This is a genomic window from Flammeovirga sp. SJP92, from assembly GCF_001583495.1.
In the GTDB taxonomy this organism is placed as follows: domain Bacteria; phylum Bacteroidota; class Bacteroidia; order Cytophagales; family Flammeovirgaceae; genus Flammeovirga.
Map to the genome: position 1 here is coordinate 18,743 of NZ_LQAQ01000062.1, position 16,432 is coordinate 35,174.

Annotated in this window: 7 protein-coding genes; 3 read left to right on the top strand and 4 right to left on the bottom strand. The window is 35.6% G+C overall.

Annotated features, from left to right (window positions below; translation table 11 throughout):
- Window positions 1-186: 186 nt before the first annotated feature.
- The 3 genes from AVL50_RS15935 to AVL50_RS15945 all read right to left on the bottom strand — a co-directional run bounded on the left by AVL50_RS15935 (window position 187) and on the right by AVL50_RS15945 (window position 4,014).
- Window positions 187-1,020, bottom strand: a complete 834-nt coding sequence (locus AVL50_RS15935; RefSeq protein ID WP_062617499.1) for a Cof-type HAD-IIB family hydrolase — start codon at window positions 1,018-1,020, stop codon at window positions 187-189.
- Window positions 1,021-1,231: 211 nt separating this feature from the next.
- Entirely contained in the window at window positions 1,232-2,614 is a 1,383-nt protein-coding gene (locus AVL50_RS15940) for a hypothetical protein (RefSeq protein WP_157491362.1), read from the bottom strand.
- Entirely contained in the window at window positions 2,614-4,014 is a 1,401-nt protein-coding gene (locus AVL50_RS15945) for a hypothetical protein (protein ID WP_062617501.1), read from the bottom strand. The genes AVL50_RS15940 and AVL50_RS15945 overlap by 1 nt, the downstream gene beginning before the upstream one ends.
- Window positions 4,015-4,392: 378 nt before the next feature.
- Between AVL50_RS15945 and AVL50_RS15950 the strand changes: the two genes are divergently transcribed.
- The 3 genes from AVL50_RS15950 to AVL50_RS15960 all read left to right on the top strand — a co-directional run bounded on the left by AVL50_RS15950 (window position 4,393) and on the right by AVL50_RS15960 (window position 9,552).
- Window positions 4,393-6,825, top strand: a complete 2,433-nt coding sequence (locus AVL50_RS15950) for a S9 family peptidase (RefSeq protein ID WP_062617502.1) — start codon at window positions 4,393-4,395, stop codon at window positions 6,823-6,825.
- Between the two features lie 322 nt (window positions 6,826-7,147).
- The gene (locus AVL50_RS15955) at window positions 7,148-8,431 is read left to right on the top strand and encodes a hypothetical protein (RefSeq protein ID WP_062617503.1); all 1,284 of its coding nucleotides are present in this window, start codon (window positions 7,148-7,150) and stop codon (window positions 8,429-8,431) included.
- A 161-nt stretch (window positions 8,432-8,592) separates the two neighbouring features.
- A complete protein-coding gene (locus tag AVL50_RS15960) occupies window positions 8,593-9,552 on the top strand; it encodes a rod shape-determining protein (RefSeq protein ID WP_062617504.1) in 960 nt (319 codons plus the stop codon).
- A gap of 381 nt (window positions 9,553-9,933) precedes the next feature.
- Here the strand turns inward: AVL50_RS15960 and AVL50_RS15965 are convergent, their stop codons facing one another.
- Entirely contained in the window at window positions 9,934-16,107 is a 6,174-nt protein-coding gene (locus AVL50_RS15965; protein ID WP_062617505.1) for an Ig-like domain-containing protein, read from the bottom strand.
- Window positions 16,108-16,432: the final 325 nt, after the last annotated feature.

The window sequence follows — 16,432 nt, forward strand, 5'->3', positions numbered from 1 at the left end:
AATAAAAAAATAAGGAATCGTATAAAAAGTAATTTACCGATTTCTGAACGCTATAAATGGTCAAAATTTAATTTACAATGCAAGGAGATATACATTACATTTCACTGAAAATAAAAAGTGCACCACAGCGTAAACTATGATGCACACATCATTATTATTTCTTTAAAAAACGGCAATGAAAGAGGATTATACTACCTCTATGTTCATTTCTGTTCTCAAGATAAATTTCTCTACCACTTCAGCAACTCCATCATCATTATTAGAAGCCACAATGACATCCGCTTTATCTCTCAATTCAGGAGTAACATTGTCTACCCATACTCCTAAACCAGCATATTCTACCATTGACAAATCATTGCCTGCATTACCAACAGCAATAATTTGTTCTCTTTTAATGCCTGTTGTCTCTGCCAATCTTGCCAATGTAGCCGCCTTATCAATTCCTGTTTGCGTCACTTCTAAGAAGAAAGGTTTAGAGAAAGAAACACTCAGTTCTGGAAAAGCATCTTCTAGTAAAGGCTTGACCTCTTGAAGTTTAGAAGGCTCCTCTAGCATTATACATTTCACTCCATCAAAGTCAACTGCTTTTTTGAAGTCAGTCACTTTTTCAAAATCCATTTTAGTTAGATCTATCTCCACTTGAATGTATTCTGAATGAGATTCGCTATAAATTTTATCAGATGAATAAGTGATTATATCCACATTATTTTTTGAAGCAAAATCATATAAGTCATGAATATTATTCACCGTCAGGCTTTGAGAATAAATAATACTTTCATCAACCATATCGATAAGAGCACCGCCATTGTAAGAGATGATATATGATCCATATCGATCAAGTTCTAATTCTCTGGCATAAGAGAGCATTGCAGGAGTAGGTCTGCCAGAAGCTAATACCACTTTCACACCTTCGTCCTGTGCCTTGAGAAGCATTTCTTTATTTCTTTCAGATATGATATGATCATCCGTTAATAATGTATCGTCCATATCAAGGACTAGCATTTTATAGCCTAAGTTCATTTATATTTAGTTGATTTGAAACACACGAATATTTTATGCTACATAGTTACTATATTATTTTCAAAACTGATGTTAATGGATTAAAAGGTTCGTTATTAATGTTTACTTCTGTTTTGGATGTTAGGGATTTTGAGGACAGATCTTCTTTTTATTAAAGAAATACGATCCTGAAGCTCATTGTGAAACTATTTAAAGTGAAATCTAAAGCACTTCACCTTATCAGATAAGGGTTCTTCCAAGTCTCTTCATATTCGTTTTCTTTGAGTAGAACAGGCTTGATATTTTCCAGCCAATCCATCTCTTTTAGCAAGACGTACTCTGCTGATAACCTCTTAATTTTGTAATCTTCAATAATTGATAGAAAACCAATTTTATTATGAGGTGGAATATACACTAACCGGTATACTTTATTGGTTGCCTCTTCCCTAGAAATTCCCCATGGAAGTACATCAATTCCCAATTGATAGGAAATAAACTCTGCTAAGGATTTATGAGCAATAAGCAATTCTGAATTTTCTATTTCCTCAATTTTCGCTAATGAAGAGCTTAAAAATGAATACTTCTTATAAGGTGGATCGTGTAGTTTGGGTTGGTAAGTAGAAAATGAAAATAATCCTATTAAAACTGAAATACCTATTAGCAGTACTCCATACATTTTTCTCAACTCCACTAATAATAATGGTGAGATCACTCCAAATACCATCCAGAACCGAAAGGAATATTCTAAGGCATCCCATTTTAGAAACGGCAAGAAAAGTACACTGAGTACAATCAGAAAACTGTATTGAAAATGATCTAATTGTTTTGGAAAAAATATACCCTTCCCTAACCTAAAAATAAACAGGAAGGATGCTCCCACCACGTATATTTTCCAAATTAAATTTATTACATCATGATGAGAATCTATAAAGGAAATTACGGGTAGTTGAAATGACTCCGACAATTGTGAAGGCAGTAAAATTAAAATCAGAAAATATGCTACTATTGGCAAAGCCACCAAAGAAATCGATGCCCCCTTCTCAAAATACTTTTTGAAAATACTGTAAGAGAGAAAAGCCAATACATATATTACTGCTAACGCCAAGATTAATTTATGAGATAATACACAGCCCATAAATACAATGACACCCCAAGTTACTTTTCTTTTCTCCATCATGATTAATAACAGAAGGAAAAAATTAAGTCCTATGAGGTTCTTTGTAAACTGACTTGCAAAATAAATGAGCTGAGGGTTAAACAGCATGATTAACCCTACTCCAATACTCCATATTAGATTTTTACTTTTAAAATAAGAGAAGTAAAAAATTAGTACTATAAAGCTACTATAGCTTAAAATAGTGACGATCTTATACGATAACAAATAGTCACCTATTATAAATTGAAATACAATTAATATAGGATAAACAATATTTATTCTTGGTGAATGCAGAGCACCATGTTCAAACCAGCTTTTGGTCTGAGCCATGTAAAAATAGCTGTCCCATCCCGTCGCATAGTGGGTCTGAAATAATGAAAAGCCACATAAGAAGGCACCTATTATAAATAAGAATACAGAGGTAATCGATACCTTCTTAGACTCTAAAAGATTCATCATTAGAATATTCTTATAGGTGCTAATACTTTCTGTCCTTTTACTTCGTCATGAGTTATTGTTAAGTTATCTTGGAATATTCTTAATGAAGAATTTGTAACTTTTCCTTTATATAAATCACTTGAATTTAGAGGCGTGAACTTCTTCCCGAAAATTCTAATTACAACTTTATCATCTTCTATACTTTTTATTTCCCAATTGCCATCAGCAATGATTTCAGATATTACATTACTTTCTTCCTCCTCATAAGGTTCATCATCTTCTGAATCGTTATAATTGACCACTCTTGTTTCTTCCTCTCTATCATAGAGTACAAATGTATTATTTGACCTTAAGGATAGTGATGAAGTCCTGTAAATTGTAGCATTTTCACCTACTGATTCTTCTTTTGAATCATTTAATCGTTTGTCTAAAACTCTTTGAAGAATTTTATGATTCAAAGCGAAGTTATCTTTCACTCTTTTTTCTTCTTCACCTGTAAAGACGGTCACTGAAGAATTACCATTTTGCAGAAGTATCTCACTTATAACAAGGTCCTGATATTTTGTTCCAGCATCTGCTCCAGTAATTTCTAATTCAAATTCTTTACCGCTAAAAGTTGTCCCAAGATCTATGACTTGTCCTCCTTCTTTTCTCTTAATTGTATAGCTCTTCTTCTCTCCTCCTTTAGTTCCGAAAGTAAAAGACTGCATAGAGGCATTGGCCACAAAATGTTCTTTAGAGCGTTGATAGCCGTTCCATATTTTCAGTTGCTTCACTTGAACTTCTTCTTCTAAAGAAAAATTGATTTTCTGACCAACCCCTAACCCTTTCACTGCTTCTGACCACGCATTTTCTTTTTGACCATCTACTAAATTATTTGGTGAATATGCAATTTCAGGAGTTAACGCACTAGAAGCTTTGACCTGTCCTTTTATTAATTTTGGAGTGTTAATAGCATAAGGATTTTCATTTTCATCTAGAAGCTCTATTTCAGAAACTCCAAAAGAATAGCGTCCATTTTTATGCTGATTAGAACCTGTGAACTTGATAAATAAGCTTGATATTTTTTGATCGATAGTTCCCCAATAAGCAGAACGTCCGTCATAGTACTTTTCAAACCTTGATGTTGTTTTTCCATCCACATCATATAACACAATATCATAGATATATGTTGGCTCCGGAAAGTAAATCATTATACCTTCATTCTCATAAATACCATCCATTGTTTGCCATATAGTGGTCGTATCACCATCAAAACAATTTAAAACATGATTCTGATATTGAGGAACCTTCGTCGTAGTGGCATAGACATTCTCTATAGTTATCCTTTGAGGATCGAAATTTTCATTTTCACTAAAAATAGAATTGGCACTAAATAACAATGCCAATAATGGCAAGAAAAAGTAATAGTTTGTATGCATGACTTTAAGTTTAGATTATTTGAGCTTCCAATATATGAAAATTAGTATTGAGATTGGATCATTTTAAGTAATTATATAGGTCACTTCTGAAATCAGAAGGTCTTCTCATTACCCTATAGTTTCAATTGTAAAGCTGTGGAATTTACCTGCAATACCACTCAAAACATATTATAAAAAACGTATTCATTAAAGATTAAAATAACATCTTTATTAATACTCTATTTTATTGGAGTTCTACACCTTCTATTCAAAGTGCTCCTTGTTATACTTACAGATATATGGTAATATTGTCTAGCTTTATGAAGATAAAGAAATACAGTTCATAAGAACTTTCTGTACTCTGAAATAAACTAATTTTCAAATACCAATTTAATTATCATGAAATATTTTTTAAGCATCCTTTTAACATTCATCCTGACAAGTACTTTCGCCCAAGATAACTTGGAGTACCAAAAACCACCGGAAGAAATTCTTGAACTTGTAGACGTGCCAAGGGCTCCAAGTGTATTATTAAACGACAGCAAGGACACCATGATTCTTTTGTACAGAAACTCCTACAAATCCATAGAGGAGTTATCAAAAGAAGAACTACGTTTGGGAGGATTGAGAATTGATCCTAAAACAAATATTGGCAGTAGAGTTACCTACTTCAATAATGTGAAAATCAAAAAACTTAATGACAAAAAAGCTGAAGTTGTACAAGTAGAAGGGTTACCTGAAAACCCTAAACTCACGAACTTCAAATGGTCTCCTGATCAATCAAAAATTGCTTTGACCAATACAACATTGGAAGGTGTTGAACTTTGGGTATTGGATTTAAACAAAGCAAGTGTAACAAAAATTACAGACGCTAATTTAAATGCTAATGTTGGTGATGTCATCAATTGGTTTGAAGATGGAAACGCATTATTGGTAAAAATGATTGCTGAGAAAAGAAAGCCTTTAATCAATACTAAAAATGCTGTTCCAACAGGACCTACGGTTTCTGAAAACAATGGTAAAAAGGCACAAAACAGAACGTACCAAGACTTATTGAAAAACAAAAATGATGAGCACAACTTTGAACAGTTAGCCATGTCTGATATGTACAAAGTAGCACTAGACGGTCAAAAAGAAAAATGGTTAGAAGGAAGTCTTTATACCTCAATTGATTTTTCTCCTGATGGCAACTATGTATTGGTAACAACTGTAGAAAAGCCATTTTCATATTTAGTGACTTATAGAAGGTTTCCTTCTAAAACGACCGTTTATAACAAGAAAGGCCAAAAAGTAGAAACCGTATTGGAAGTTCCTTTGATTGAAGATTTACCTCAAGGATTTATGGCGGTAAGAACTGGAAAACGTAGATTTTCTTGGAGAGACGATAAACCTGCAACACTGACATATGCTGTAGCTTTAGATGGCGGTGATCCTGCAAACGAAGTAGAGTACCGTGATGAAGTTTTCGAGTTAGAAGCACCTTACAAAGGGGATGGAAAATCCATCTTAAAAACAATCAATCGGTTTGCAGGTGTTCAATGGGGTAATGATGAAGTGGCCGTAGCTTACGATTACTGGTGGAATACTAGAAATACGAAAAAGTATTTATTCAATCCTTCGGATGCTTCCCAAAAAGCCATTGTTATCACTGATAGAAATTACCAAGACAGGTACAGTGATCCAGGAAGTTTTGTTACTGAAAGAAATGCAATGGGAAGTTCAGTGCTGACAATTGTCAATGATCAATTATTTACTATTGGTGATGGATTTACAAAAGAAGGTCAATTCCCTTTTGTGGATCAAATGAGTATCAAAACACAAGAGAAAAAGAGAATTTATCAATCTACTTACACTGATAAAATTGAAGATATTCAAAAGTATGACCCTAAGAAAAAAGAGCTACTTGTACGTATCGAATCAGCAAAGGAATATCCGAATTATTTCTTTAGAAGTATCCGTAATAAAAAGCTAACGCAAATTACTTCTTTTGAGAACCCTTTCAAAAGTATTCAAGATGTACACAAAGAAGTGATTACTTACAAGCGTGAAGATGGGCTGGAGCTTTCTGCTACTTTATATTTACCAGTAGGCTATGACAAGGAGAAGAAGGAAAAAATGCCTATGATTATGTGGGCCTATCCGACTGAGTTTAAAGACAAATCAAGTGCTTCGCAAAGCACTCAAAACCCTAATGAATTCACCTATCCTTATTACGGCTCAATGGTGTATTGGGTAACAAGAGGCTATGTAGTTTTAGATGATGCGTCATTCCCTATTGTTGGTGAAGGTGATGAAGAACCTAATGATTCGTTCAGAACACAACTTGTTGCCAATGCGAAAGCGGCAATTGATGCTGTGGATAATTTAGGTTACATAGACAGAGAAAGAGTAGCTGTAGGTGGTCACAGCTATGGTGCATTTATGGTCGCAAATTTACTTTCTCATTCTGATTTATTCGCTGCAGGTATTGCAAGAAGTGGTGCCTACAACAGAACACTGACGCCATTTGGCTTCCAAAGCGAAGAGAGAAACTATTGGGAAGCTCCAGAGGTGTATTACACAATGTCTCCATTTATGCATGCTGATAAAATGAACCAACCGTTATTACTTGTACACGGTGAAGCTGATAATAATTCAGGTACTTACCCTATGCAAAGTGAACGTTACTTTAATGCTTTAAAAGGATTAGGTGCCACTGTTCGATTGGTAATGTTACCAAAAGAAAGTCATGGCTACCGCTCTAAAGAAAGCATCCTGCACTTATTGTGGGAACAAGACCAATGGTTAGAAAAACATGTGAAAAACAAAAAAACACTTCAAGAGAATAAGTAACTTTTATAGTAGAGGCACCTGATGAGGGTGCCTCTTTTTTCTCAGTACATCATCATTATCTACTAACTTTCCAATTAAAATCATGGTTTACGAAATGCACATTTAGAACTATTGCTTACAATACAGATATGAATGCTCCTACTTTTCAGTAAATCCAAAAACAAAATACACCACAACTGAAGAGCTTACTTTTCTGTTAATATCACTTCTTTAACATCACGCTAAATATTCTTAAAACAACATCTTTACAGCAGTGTAATACGTTAATACATTTGTGAATATTATTTAATTAATCAGCAACTATTAATTTATCATTATGACTATGTTATTTTATATTATCGTCTTCTTTTGTTTAGTGTACAGTGCATTATCAATATTCCCGAAACTACAAGAAAACTATCCTATCTTGAATCCGAAGTTTGGTATTATGTCTTTCTTCTTCGCTATTTTCACAATTGCCTTATCCAGTGCAATTATGTGGGCAGAACCAGGATATCAATATTTTGTCACTTACCCCAACGGTAAGAAAGCAGCGATCATGAGTGAAGGATATCATTTTACATGGTTCGGTAAAGTTCAACCTTGGAGTAAGTATATTGACATCACTACGGAAGATGTAGATGATGATGACAACTCTTCGATGAAACCTGTCAACATTCGTTTCATTGACCAAGTAACAGCATTAGGGTATCCCTCTGTTAGAGTACAGATGCCCAACACTGAAGAGTCATTTATTGACGTGGCTGTAAAATTTAGATCACAAGAAAACCTTGTGGCAATGACCTTAATTCCAACCATCAGAGAGCAATTGGTCAATACTGCTTATATGTATGCAGCACAAGACTATATTTCTGGTGATGCACAATCTTTCCGTCAAACTTTTGAAGAACAATTGAAAGATGGTTCTTATGAAGTAAGAAAGATAGAAATAGCAGATACTTTATTTGATCAAGCTATTCAAAAAGATGTCAGAGGAATCAAAGAAATTCGCAAAAAGTATCTTGTTGAAAAAGTAGCCGATGAACAAGGCAGGTTTAAAAGAATACCTAATGAAATTTCTGAAAACCACATTCTAATTTCTCAAGTGGTTTTACCTTCTATTGACATGGAATCTTCTTTTAAAAAGAGATTAGAATCTCAAAGAGATGAATCTGCTAAACGTCAATTGGAGATTCAAAGAATTGAAACCGCAAAGGCTGCTCAATCAAGAATTTTGGCAGAAGGTGAAAGAGATAAAGCACAAGAAAGAGTAAAAAGAGAAAAGGAACAGGTCTCTAGTTTGATTGCTATTGAAACACAATTAAAGCAAGAAGAGACCAATAAGAAATTGGCCAAAATAAAATTTGAAACCGCTCAATTAGAAGCAAAAACAGAAAAGATTATAGCTGAAACAAAAGCTTACGCCAACAAACAATTAGTTTCTTCAGGTTTGACGCCTGAGCAAAAATCACTTTGGGAGTACCGCAAGGATTCTGTAAAGTGGGCTAATATCAGTAAAATCAAATTGCCTGAGCAATATTTCTCTGGTCAAGGTGGTAGCAAAGGTGGTGATTTACTTTCTACCATTATTGCGGGTCAGATTGCCACTTCGAATATGAAGAAATAAAGTAGCTAAAATCATTTGTCATTCAACTCCAACTTTAGAGTATAACATACTTTAGAGTTGGAGTTTTTTATTCAGAATTCCTCAAAAGAGTGTAATATAGTTTGACCTTCTTTATTTTTGATAAAAATTTATCATGTCAAATACAAAAAATAATATTAGCAATGGGTTTCTTTGATTTTTTTTCGAGTACTATAGGTGTTGATCCTGGGAGTGAAAACTTAAGATTGATTCATGAAAATAATATCGTTTTTGATGAAAGTACTCTCATTTCCGTTTATAAAGAAAATGGTAAAGTGACTGGTATTGGAAATAAGATTATATCAGATAATAACCATAAAGTATTTATTCCCATAAATAGAATAATTAAAGATTTTCACGCATTTGAGCAACTACTAAGAAATGCCATAAAAAATTCTATTTACCCAAATAGAATGATCTTGCCTTCACACACTTTTTTTGTGGCAATACCACCATCTTATTCAGAAGTCGACAAAAGAGCTTATAGAGACTCAGGTGAACATTCGGGTGGAAAAAAAGTCAATATGATTCACCAATCAATTTGTCAGGCCATCAACATGAATATTCTTTACAAAAAGAAACACTTCGTACTCGTCGATTTTGGAGCAAGTAAAATTGAAGTATCGATTTTTGCCGATTCAAAAGAAATTAGTTCTACCTTAATTCCCCTAGGAACTAAAAAATTACAAGATGCATTAAGAAATCATTTTTTAAGAAAACATCAACTAAAGTTGAATGAAAGTCAAGTGATTAAAATACTAAAAGAGATTTCAAATAGTGGAGAAAGCATGATGATTGAAAATAAAACAATCGCTACTAAAGAGGTCAAAAGAGTTCTAGCACCTTACTTTGAAATCATAGAAGATTACTTACTCCAAACCATAGAACAGGAGGTTAATCATTCAAAAATCAATCAGATTATTTCAAATGGTTTTTATTTCACAGGAGGAGGTGCTACCATGCCTTGGATAATAAAAGAAATTACGAAAAACACTCCACAAATTAATACCAATTTAAGTGATGATCCATTTCATGATACGATAAAAGGATTAAATACAATCATTCATGATAGTGAGAAATATCAGAGTGTCATTTTACTTTAACCATTGAAAGGATATAATTACTCATAATCCACTTATTATTCTTCATAAAAAGCCCCCTAAAAAGCTTATTTAGACATTTTTAGGGGGGGGGTATTTTATGTTCTTTATACTTGAATAAATATTATGTCATTATTTGATTTCACTCTAAAAAGTGAGGGTCGGTTTCCTTTCAATTGTATTTCTGAATCAAACAAAATATCATAATATTCTTCTATTAAAAACTTTAGTGAAGTATAAAAAAGTGCATTATGAATGAAGTCATGGGCAAGTGATATTGAATCCATCAACACTTCAGTCTTGATAAAGTTACTTTATCACCTACCCATAGTTTTTAATTATGGTGCAAGAAACACCTATTCACTCTATTCATTGTACTTTAGATTACTTAATCTGAATTTTTATGAATTCATGAATACTATTGTTATGAATATTCACGATATAAATTCCAGCTGTCAATTCACTCACATTCAATTGATCTCCTGACTGGTAATTCATTACTTCAGATATCAAAACTTTACCATTCGTATCACTTACAGTAAACTCATAACGACCGTTTGGTAAGTTATTGAATTGAATAAAGTCCTCTGCTGGCACAGGGTAAGCGGAGATTTTACTTCTTAAGTCATCTGTTAATGATAAAATTGCCCCTTCTGCCGTTACTTCTACTGACGCTGTAAAACCACCATCGGCTGTTGATACGGTTATAGTTGCAGTACCAGGAGATACGGCTGTAATCATTCCTAATTCGTCTACCTTTACCACCTTATCATCTGATGTAGTCCAAGTATGGTTCAAATTAGTTGCATTTTCTGGAGTAATTGTCGCGGTTAATTGATGCGTTCCGTCAACGATTAGATTTACTGTTGATTCAGGTAATGTTACTCCTGTCACTGACACCTCTTCAACTAGTTGATTGACCGTAAATACAATTTTATCTGAGAAGTCACCTTCACTTGAGCTCGCTGTAACTTCAGCTGTACCTGATCCTATGGCAGTCACCAAACCATTATTATCAACCGTAACTACGCTTTCATCTGATGATGACCATGTGATCTCTCCTGTACAGTCTCCGGTATAATCAATTGTGGCATTGACTGTAAATGTACCGTCAACATCCAACGTTTGATCTGCGTCGGTGATTGTTACATTAGTTACAACACAAGGAGTTGGAGCAGGTGCATTGACTGTAATTACAATTTTAGCTGTCAATTCACTTTCACTTGAACTTGCTACAACCTCTGCAGAACCTGCTCCTATAGCAGTCACCAATCCATTATTATCTACCCTAACTACACTTTCGTCTGATGAGGACCAAATAATTTCTCCCGTACAATCTCCAGTATAATCCACCGTCGCATTCACAGTAAATGTAGCATCAATTTCTAATGTTTGATCTGCATCAGTGATCGTTAAATTGGATACTTCACATAGAACAACTGTAGATTGATTGACAGTAAAGACTATTTTATCTGTGAAGTTGCCTTCAGTTGAGGTCGCTACAACTTCTGCAGTACCAGCTCCTATCGCAGTCACTTTGCCATTATTATCTACGGTTACTACACTTTCATCTGATGAAGACCAAGTAATCTCTCCCGTACATTCTCCGGTATAATCTACTATTGCATTTACAGTAAATGTATCGTTGAAGTCTAATGTTTGATCAGTATCAGTGATCGTTACATTGGATGCAACACATGATGAAGAAGGAGTAGAAATATCTGTTTTTATCAAAATGATCTTATCCAAATTCCATTGCCATTGTTGGGTCCCTGAAGCAAGAATTTTCAATACGTAATTTCCAGCATTCGTTATTTCAATACTTCCATCTGCTTTTAACTCTTGATAGGCATCCCAAGAACCATTATTCGGTACTGTTGTTACAATAGATTGCTCATTTAAAGTAATGGTCACTTCAGCATTATCATTAGGAGATGAAATCAAATATTTCACTTCATAACTTCCTGCTTCAAGTTGGATATCAAATTCTGCATAATCACCCGAGTTCACCCAATTAATACCTACGCCTTCTGCTTTATTGACTCCGAAAGGTACTTTTCCATCATCAAAAGTTCCGCCTGTTCTATCAAAGTCTTCCGCTTCGATCACAATATCTTGAGCAATTGAAGTGATCGTAAATGTAGCTGTACCTAGAATAGTGTTATCCACTTCAGAAGTAGCTGTTATATCTACAGTCTGACCTGATGCGCCTGCTTGTGCCTCCAATAGTCCTGTCGCGTCAACCGTAGCCAATGCATCATTTGATGAACTCCAGATCACTTTTGCATTACAAATGCCTTCTGGTAAAACTTCCGCGCTTAGTTGGAGTGTTCCGCCCTCAGCAATCGTTCTATTTGAAGGAAGAATAGTAATTGATGTTGGAGCCGAAGCTTCTGTAATCGTTACTTGAGAAGTTACTTCACCTAATTCTGTTGTTAAACGTAGCGTTGTTGTACCAACAGATACTCCTACCAATTGTCCATTTTCATCAATCGTTGTCACTCCTTCATCATCGATCGACCATTGTACTTGAGTTGGATCACAAGCTGTTGAAGGTATTTTAGAGAAGGTCACTTGTACTGTTTGACAAGTGGTTAAAGTAATATTTTCTGACAAAGAAACTGAGGTTAAATCCTCACAAGAGACGTCACCATTAAATAATAACTCGAAGTGCTCTAAATTCCATTGATATGGCGTAGTACCTGAAGCAACAACTCCAACTTCATGAACACCTGCCGAAGCAATTGTAATGGTTTCTGTCAATTTATACGGCTCAAAGTTATCCCAGCCATTGTTATTAATAACCGTACTTCCTTGTAATTGGCTGTCTACATATAAATCGAGTTTCGAATCAGCTGACGCAGTGCCTGCAAAGAAAGTTGCAGAGTAATCCCCTTCCGCTGGGAAGTAAATATGATACACTACATAGTTTCCAGTTTTTACTGCATTAATACCTTTTACTCCGGCTGTTGGTTCATAAATACCCAGTTCGTCACCAAACTTCTCATCGAAATCTTCTGCCTCAATATAGAGCACATTTCCTACCGTCAATTCTAAAGAAGTCGAAACAGAAGGAGCCTCTTTTGAAGTCGCCGTAATCGTCACTTTACCTTCAGTATTCCCTGCCACAACAAGACCATTTTCGTCAATAGTTACAAGATCGTTACTTGCTGTCCAATTGACCTCTTTGGCATTGGTGAAATCAGGAACAAAACCAACAATTTCCATTGGTAAAGTACTATTAGGGAATACTGTTGTTCGCTTCGCTAAATGGATTTCTGTAGGAAGTACAACCACAGCTTCTGCCTGACATGTGATGGTAAGGTTTGAAGTCTCCACAGCATTATCCGCATTGGCAACTCCTTTGATTTCTGCTGTTCCTGCTTTTAATCCTGTAATCACACCGTTCTCAATGGAGATGATATCAGCACCAGAAATGATCTCCCAATTCACTGATTTATCAAATGCGTTTTCTGGAATTACATCCGTTTCAATCGTTAATGTCCCTCCCACTTGCACTGTTCTTAAACCATCTTTTACAGTGATTGATGTTGGTAGAATTGGAGCATCAATAGCCAACGTACTTTCACAAGTAGACAACGTTGAGCTACCATCTAATAAAGTCAACTTTAAAGAATAATCAGTGCTAATTTCAGCTAATTGATCTAATTGAATAGTGATAGGCAAGTACTGTTCTCCGTTTTTAGTCAATGTCTTTTCAGCATCACCTAAAACAGTTGATCCTTTTAGTAATTCAGCCTTTACAGTTCTATTCGCTAAAGCATTCACGCCGATATCAAAGGTATAAACATCATTACCGATAAAAGCTTCTTCGTACTCAAAACAATACACTTCTTCAGTACCGCTGATCATTACAGAGACATCAATATCATCTGTAAATACCGTACCTCCATTTTCTGTATCGACTACAGTTGCTGTTATTTTAGCTGTACCTCCAATGGTTAACCCTTGAATTTTACCCGTAAAAGCATCTACTTTTACAGCCTTCTCATTAGAGCTTGACCATACCACTTCATAATTTTCGGCTCCTTCAGGAAGAACATTTACAATTAATGGAGTCGTGATATTTACTTCAGTTTTGAATGTTGCACCTTGTGCAATGGAAACTTCTGTAATTGGCGTCGATGCATATGGAACTGCAGTAACTACAACTGTTTTTACAATTGAACCATCTTCTGAAGTGGCTGTGATTGTTACCTCTCCAGCATCTGCTTTGGACGTTAGCATTCCAAACTCATCAACTACGATTTTAGTATCATCCGATGACGTCCAAGTGATCTTTTTATTCGTTGCATTTTCAGGAGTAAAAGCTACTTCCAAAGCTTCATACTTTCCATTCATCAAATCAAAGGCTTCATTTGTGATGGAAATATCCGTTAGGGCAATCAAGTTGGATGAATTTGAAGAACGGGCAGGTGTTGCCGACATATCAAATACTTGAAGAGAAACCGTAGTATAGGTTACTTTATTTCCGCGGATTTCAATCGTCACTTCATTGCTTTCTTGTAAATACTCTAATGGAACATCTACTTCCATGGTACCAAACCAGAAGTTTCTCGAATCCTCGTACTCTCCTCTCCAATCTGTGGTATACTCCAAATCGTTACCATTCACAGTGATATAAGCAGGCACCATCGCATTTTCAGGGAATTTACCCGAGAATCTTAAAGTTGCTTCACCTTGGCTAGGAACTACTACATTATTGATTTGGGTGGTCATTGGTGTACGACCCGGAACTTCCTTTCTAAATAATAAACCACCAATTGCTGTCGTCTCATTATTTAGCGCCACACTCATGTATTTTTCTTCAATTGATGTTTGATCCAGCACTACATCTTTTTCAAAATTGTACACTAAAATCACGGTACCACCACCTGAAATAGTCATTGATCCCGGAGCCGTATTTAATCGCGTTTCATCTAAAGATACTCCACCTGTCGTTCCTTTATTTTCATCAAAATACATGTATCGCTTATCTACAAACTGTACTTTTGTGGCCTCCGTATCAAAAATATTCAAATCTACTGTTGCTTCATCAAACTGTAAGTTGTTGACGATAAGGTAGACTTTATTGTTATCTACATAAGCATCTACCTGAATATCTCTATCTGTTGCTTTTGTATCGATACGAGTTCCATCCACATCTCTCCATAGCTCATACCACTTTACAAAATCTGACCATTCCCATTCACAAGAAGCATCATAAGCCGTACAGTTTGGATCTACTCTGTCCATTAATACTGAACCGTATCTTGTCGTTACATTACCGTTGGCATCTCTTACGTCTCCCCATTCTGCTTTTACAGGAGCGAAAGGCATAGAATAAACCACTTGAGAAGGGCGCTCCAAGAATTGCATAAACATGCCATTGAAAGGACGTAAATTCTCCCACGCTTTTCGTTCCATTTCTTGGTTATTGATCCAGCTAGAAACCGCACCAAATTCAGATAAAACGATGTCTTTTTTCTTACCGAATTTATGGATATCGTACCATTCCAACATGTCTAACATGGCTTCTACATGACCGCCTGTACGGATCACACCTTTGCCTCTCTCCCCCACTGACCAATCGTAAATATGAATACCATAGAAATCCATATTATCACCACAGTTATCAATAAAGCCCTGCCACATCACATCCCATTGATACCAATCCGATGTTCTCGTATCATTAACAGTTGAAGCCGTCATTTCTTGTAAATAAGGCATGAGGTCATCAGAGAACCATTGCTCATATTGATTATCTGCCACTCTATTGATTCCATCTTTCCAATAGAAATCGTGCATACCCCAAGTCATACCACCAATTTTAGGTGCTTTATCCCCTAAACGGTTTTTCACTCCTTCAGCTACAAGGTTGTGGTATTCCCAAAGTTTTTCTTGACTACTTGCATAGATCCAGCTTTTTCCGCCGACCATCATCTCCATATCAGGCTCGTTGATCACTTCCCAATAATCGGGTAACGGTTCTCCTTTTTCACCTGAAGATTTAGCAAAATAGTGGTCAAGGTATTCTGTCACCCACTCCGCTGAAGTTTCCACCTCTAAAGGTTGCCAACCATGCCACGTTTTACCTCTTTCTCCCCAGTCCAATGTTGGATAAGTAGGGTGAGGATTTGTCCCCTGAATCATGAAACCTTTTCCTTCGTATTGTTTCGCATTCAGTTTACTTTCATACCAGTTTTTCAGCTCTTCAGCCTTAAACTTCATTGCCGAAACATCGGGCTTGTTGGGGCGGTTAGGATCTTCCGGCGTATCGGAAAATTTCCAGCTTGCCGCTCCATTATCCCTTCCCCAATACACATCGAGGTCATTGATAAAATAGTCGAGTTTGTCTTCTTGCCCGTCCCAATCTCTTTCGGTGGCTGCAGAGTGGACAGTAATGTGCCTGTCTCTCCCAAAATCCGATATTCCTTCTACAGAGTGCACCATGTTGAGGTTCACATCTACCTGTACGTTTTGAGCCGAGACTCCAATAGAAATAAAGAAAAAGAGGAATAGAAAAACACTTCTTGTAAAAGTCGTTTTAATCTTCATAATAACAATTCATTTCAAATAAAAAATTCAGTGTTTAGTTCTAGAAAAGAGGTTTTTGAAAGAGGGGAAATTGATATTTCAATCACTAAAAAAATACCCCCCAAAAAAGCTATTTTCATCATGCTCAAACTTAGAATTTTAGGCAGATTTACACCCTAGGTATTTGATACGAATAGCATAGGCATTTACACTTTAAGTGTATAAAAGACTTATTTTCATGTATTTATGAGAGGATTATTTGTTTTTTGGTGAGGTGTTTCGTGAAGGATGGTTGTATATGGTTTTTATGGTGGTACGTGAGCCACAAGGCATTGTGGCTCTACAA

Coding starts and splice junctions, on each gene's coding strand:
- AVL50_RS15935 (WP_062617499.1), bottom strand. CDS start 1,020: ATGAACTTAGGCTATAAAATGCTAGTCCTTGATATGGACGATACATTA.
- AVL50_RS15940 (WP_157491362.1), bottom strand. CDS start 2,614: ATGATGAATCTTTTAGAGTCTAAGAAGGTATCGATTACCTCTGTATTC.
- AVL50_RS15945 (WP_062617501.1), bottom strand. CDS start 4,014: ATGCATACAAACTATTACTTTTTCTTGCCATTATTGGCATTGTTATTT.
- AVL50_RS15950 (WP_062617502.1), top strand. CDS start 4,393: ATGAAATATTTTTTAAGCATCCTTTTAACATTCATCCTGACAAGTACT.
- AVL50_RS15955 (WP_062617503.1), top strand. CDS start 7,148: ATGTTATTTTATATTATCGTCTTCTTTTGTTTAGTGTACAGTGCATTA.
- AVL50_RS15960 (WP_062617504.1), top strand. CDS start 8,593: ATGGGTTTCTTTGATTTTTTTTCGAGTACTATAGGTGTTGATCCTGGG.
- AVL50_RS15965 (WP_062617505.1), bottom strand. CDS start 16,107: ATGAAGATTAAAACGACTTTTACAAGAAGTGTTTTTCTATTCCTCTTT.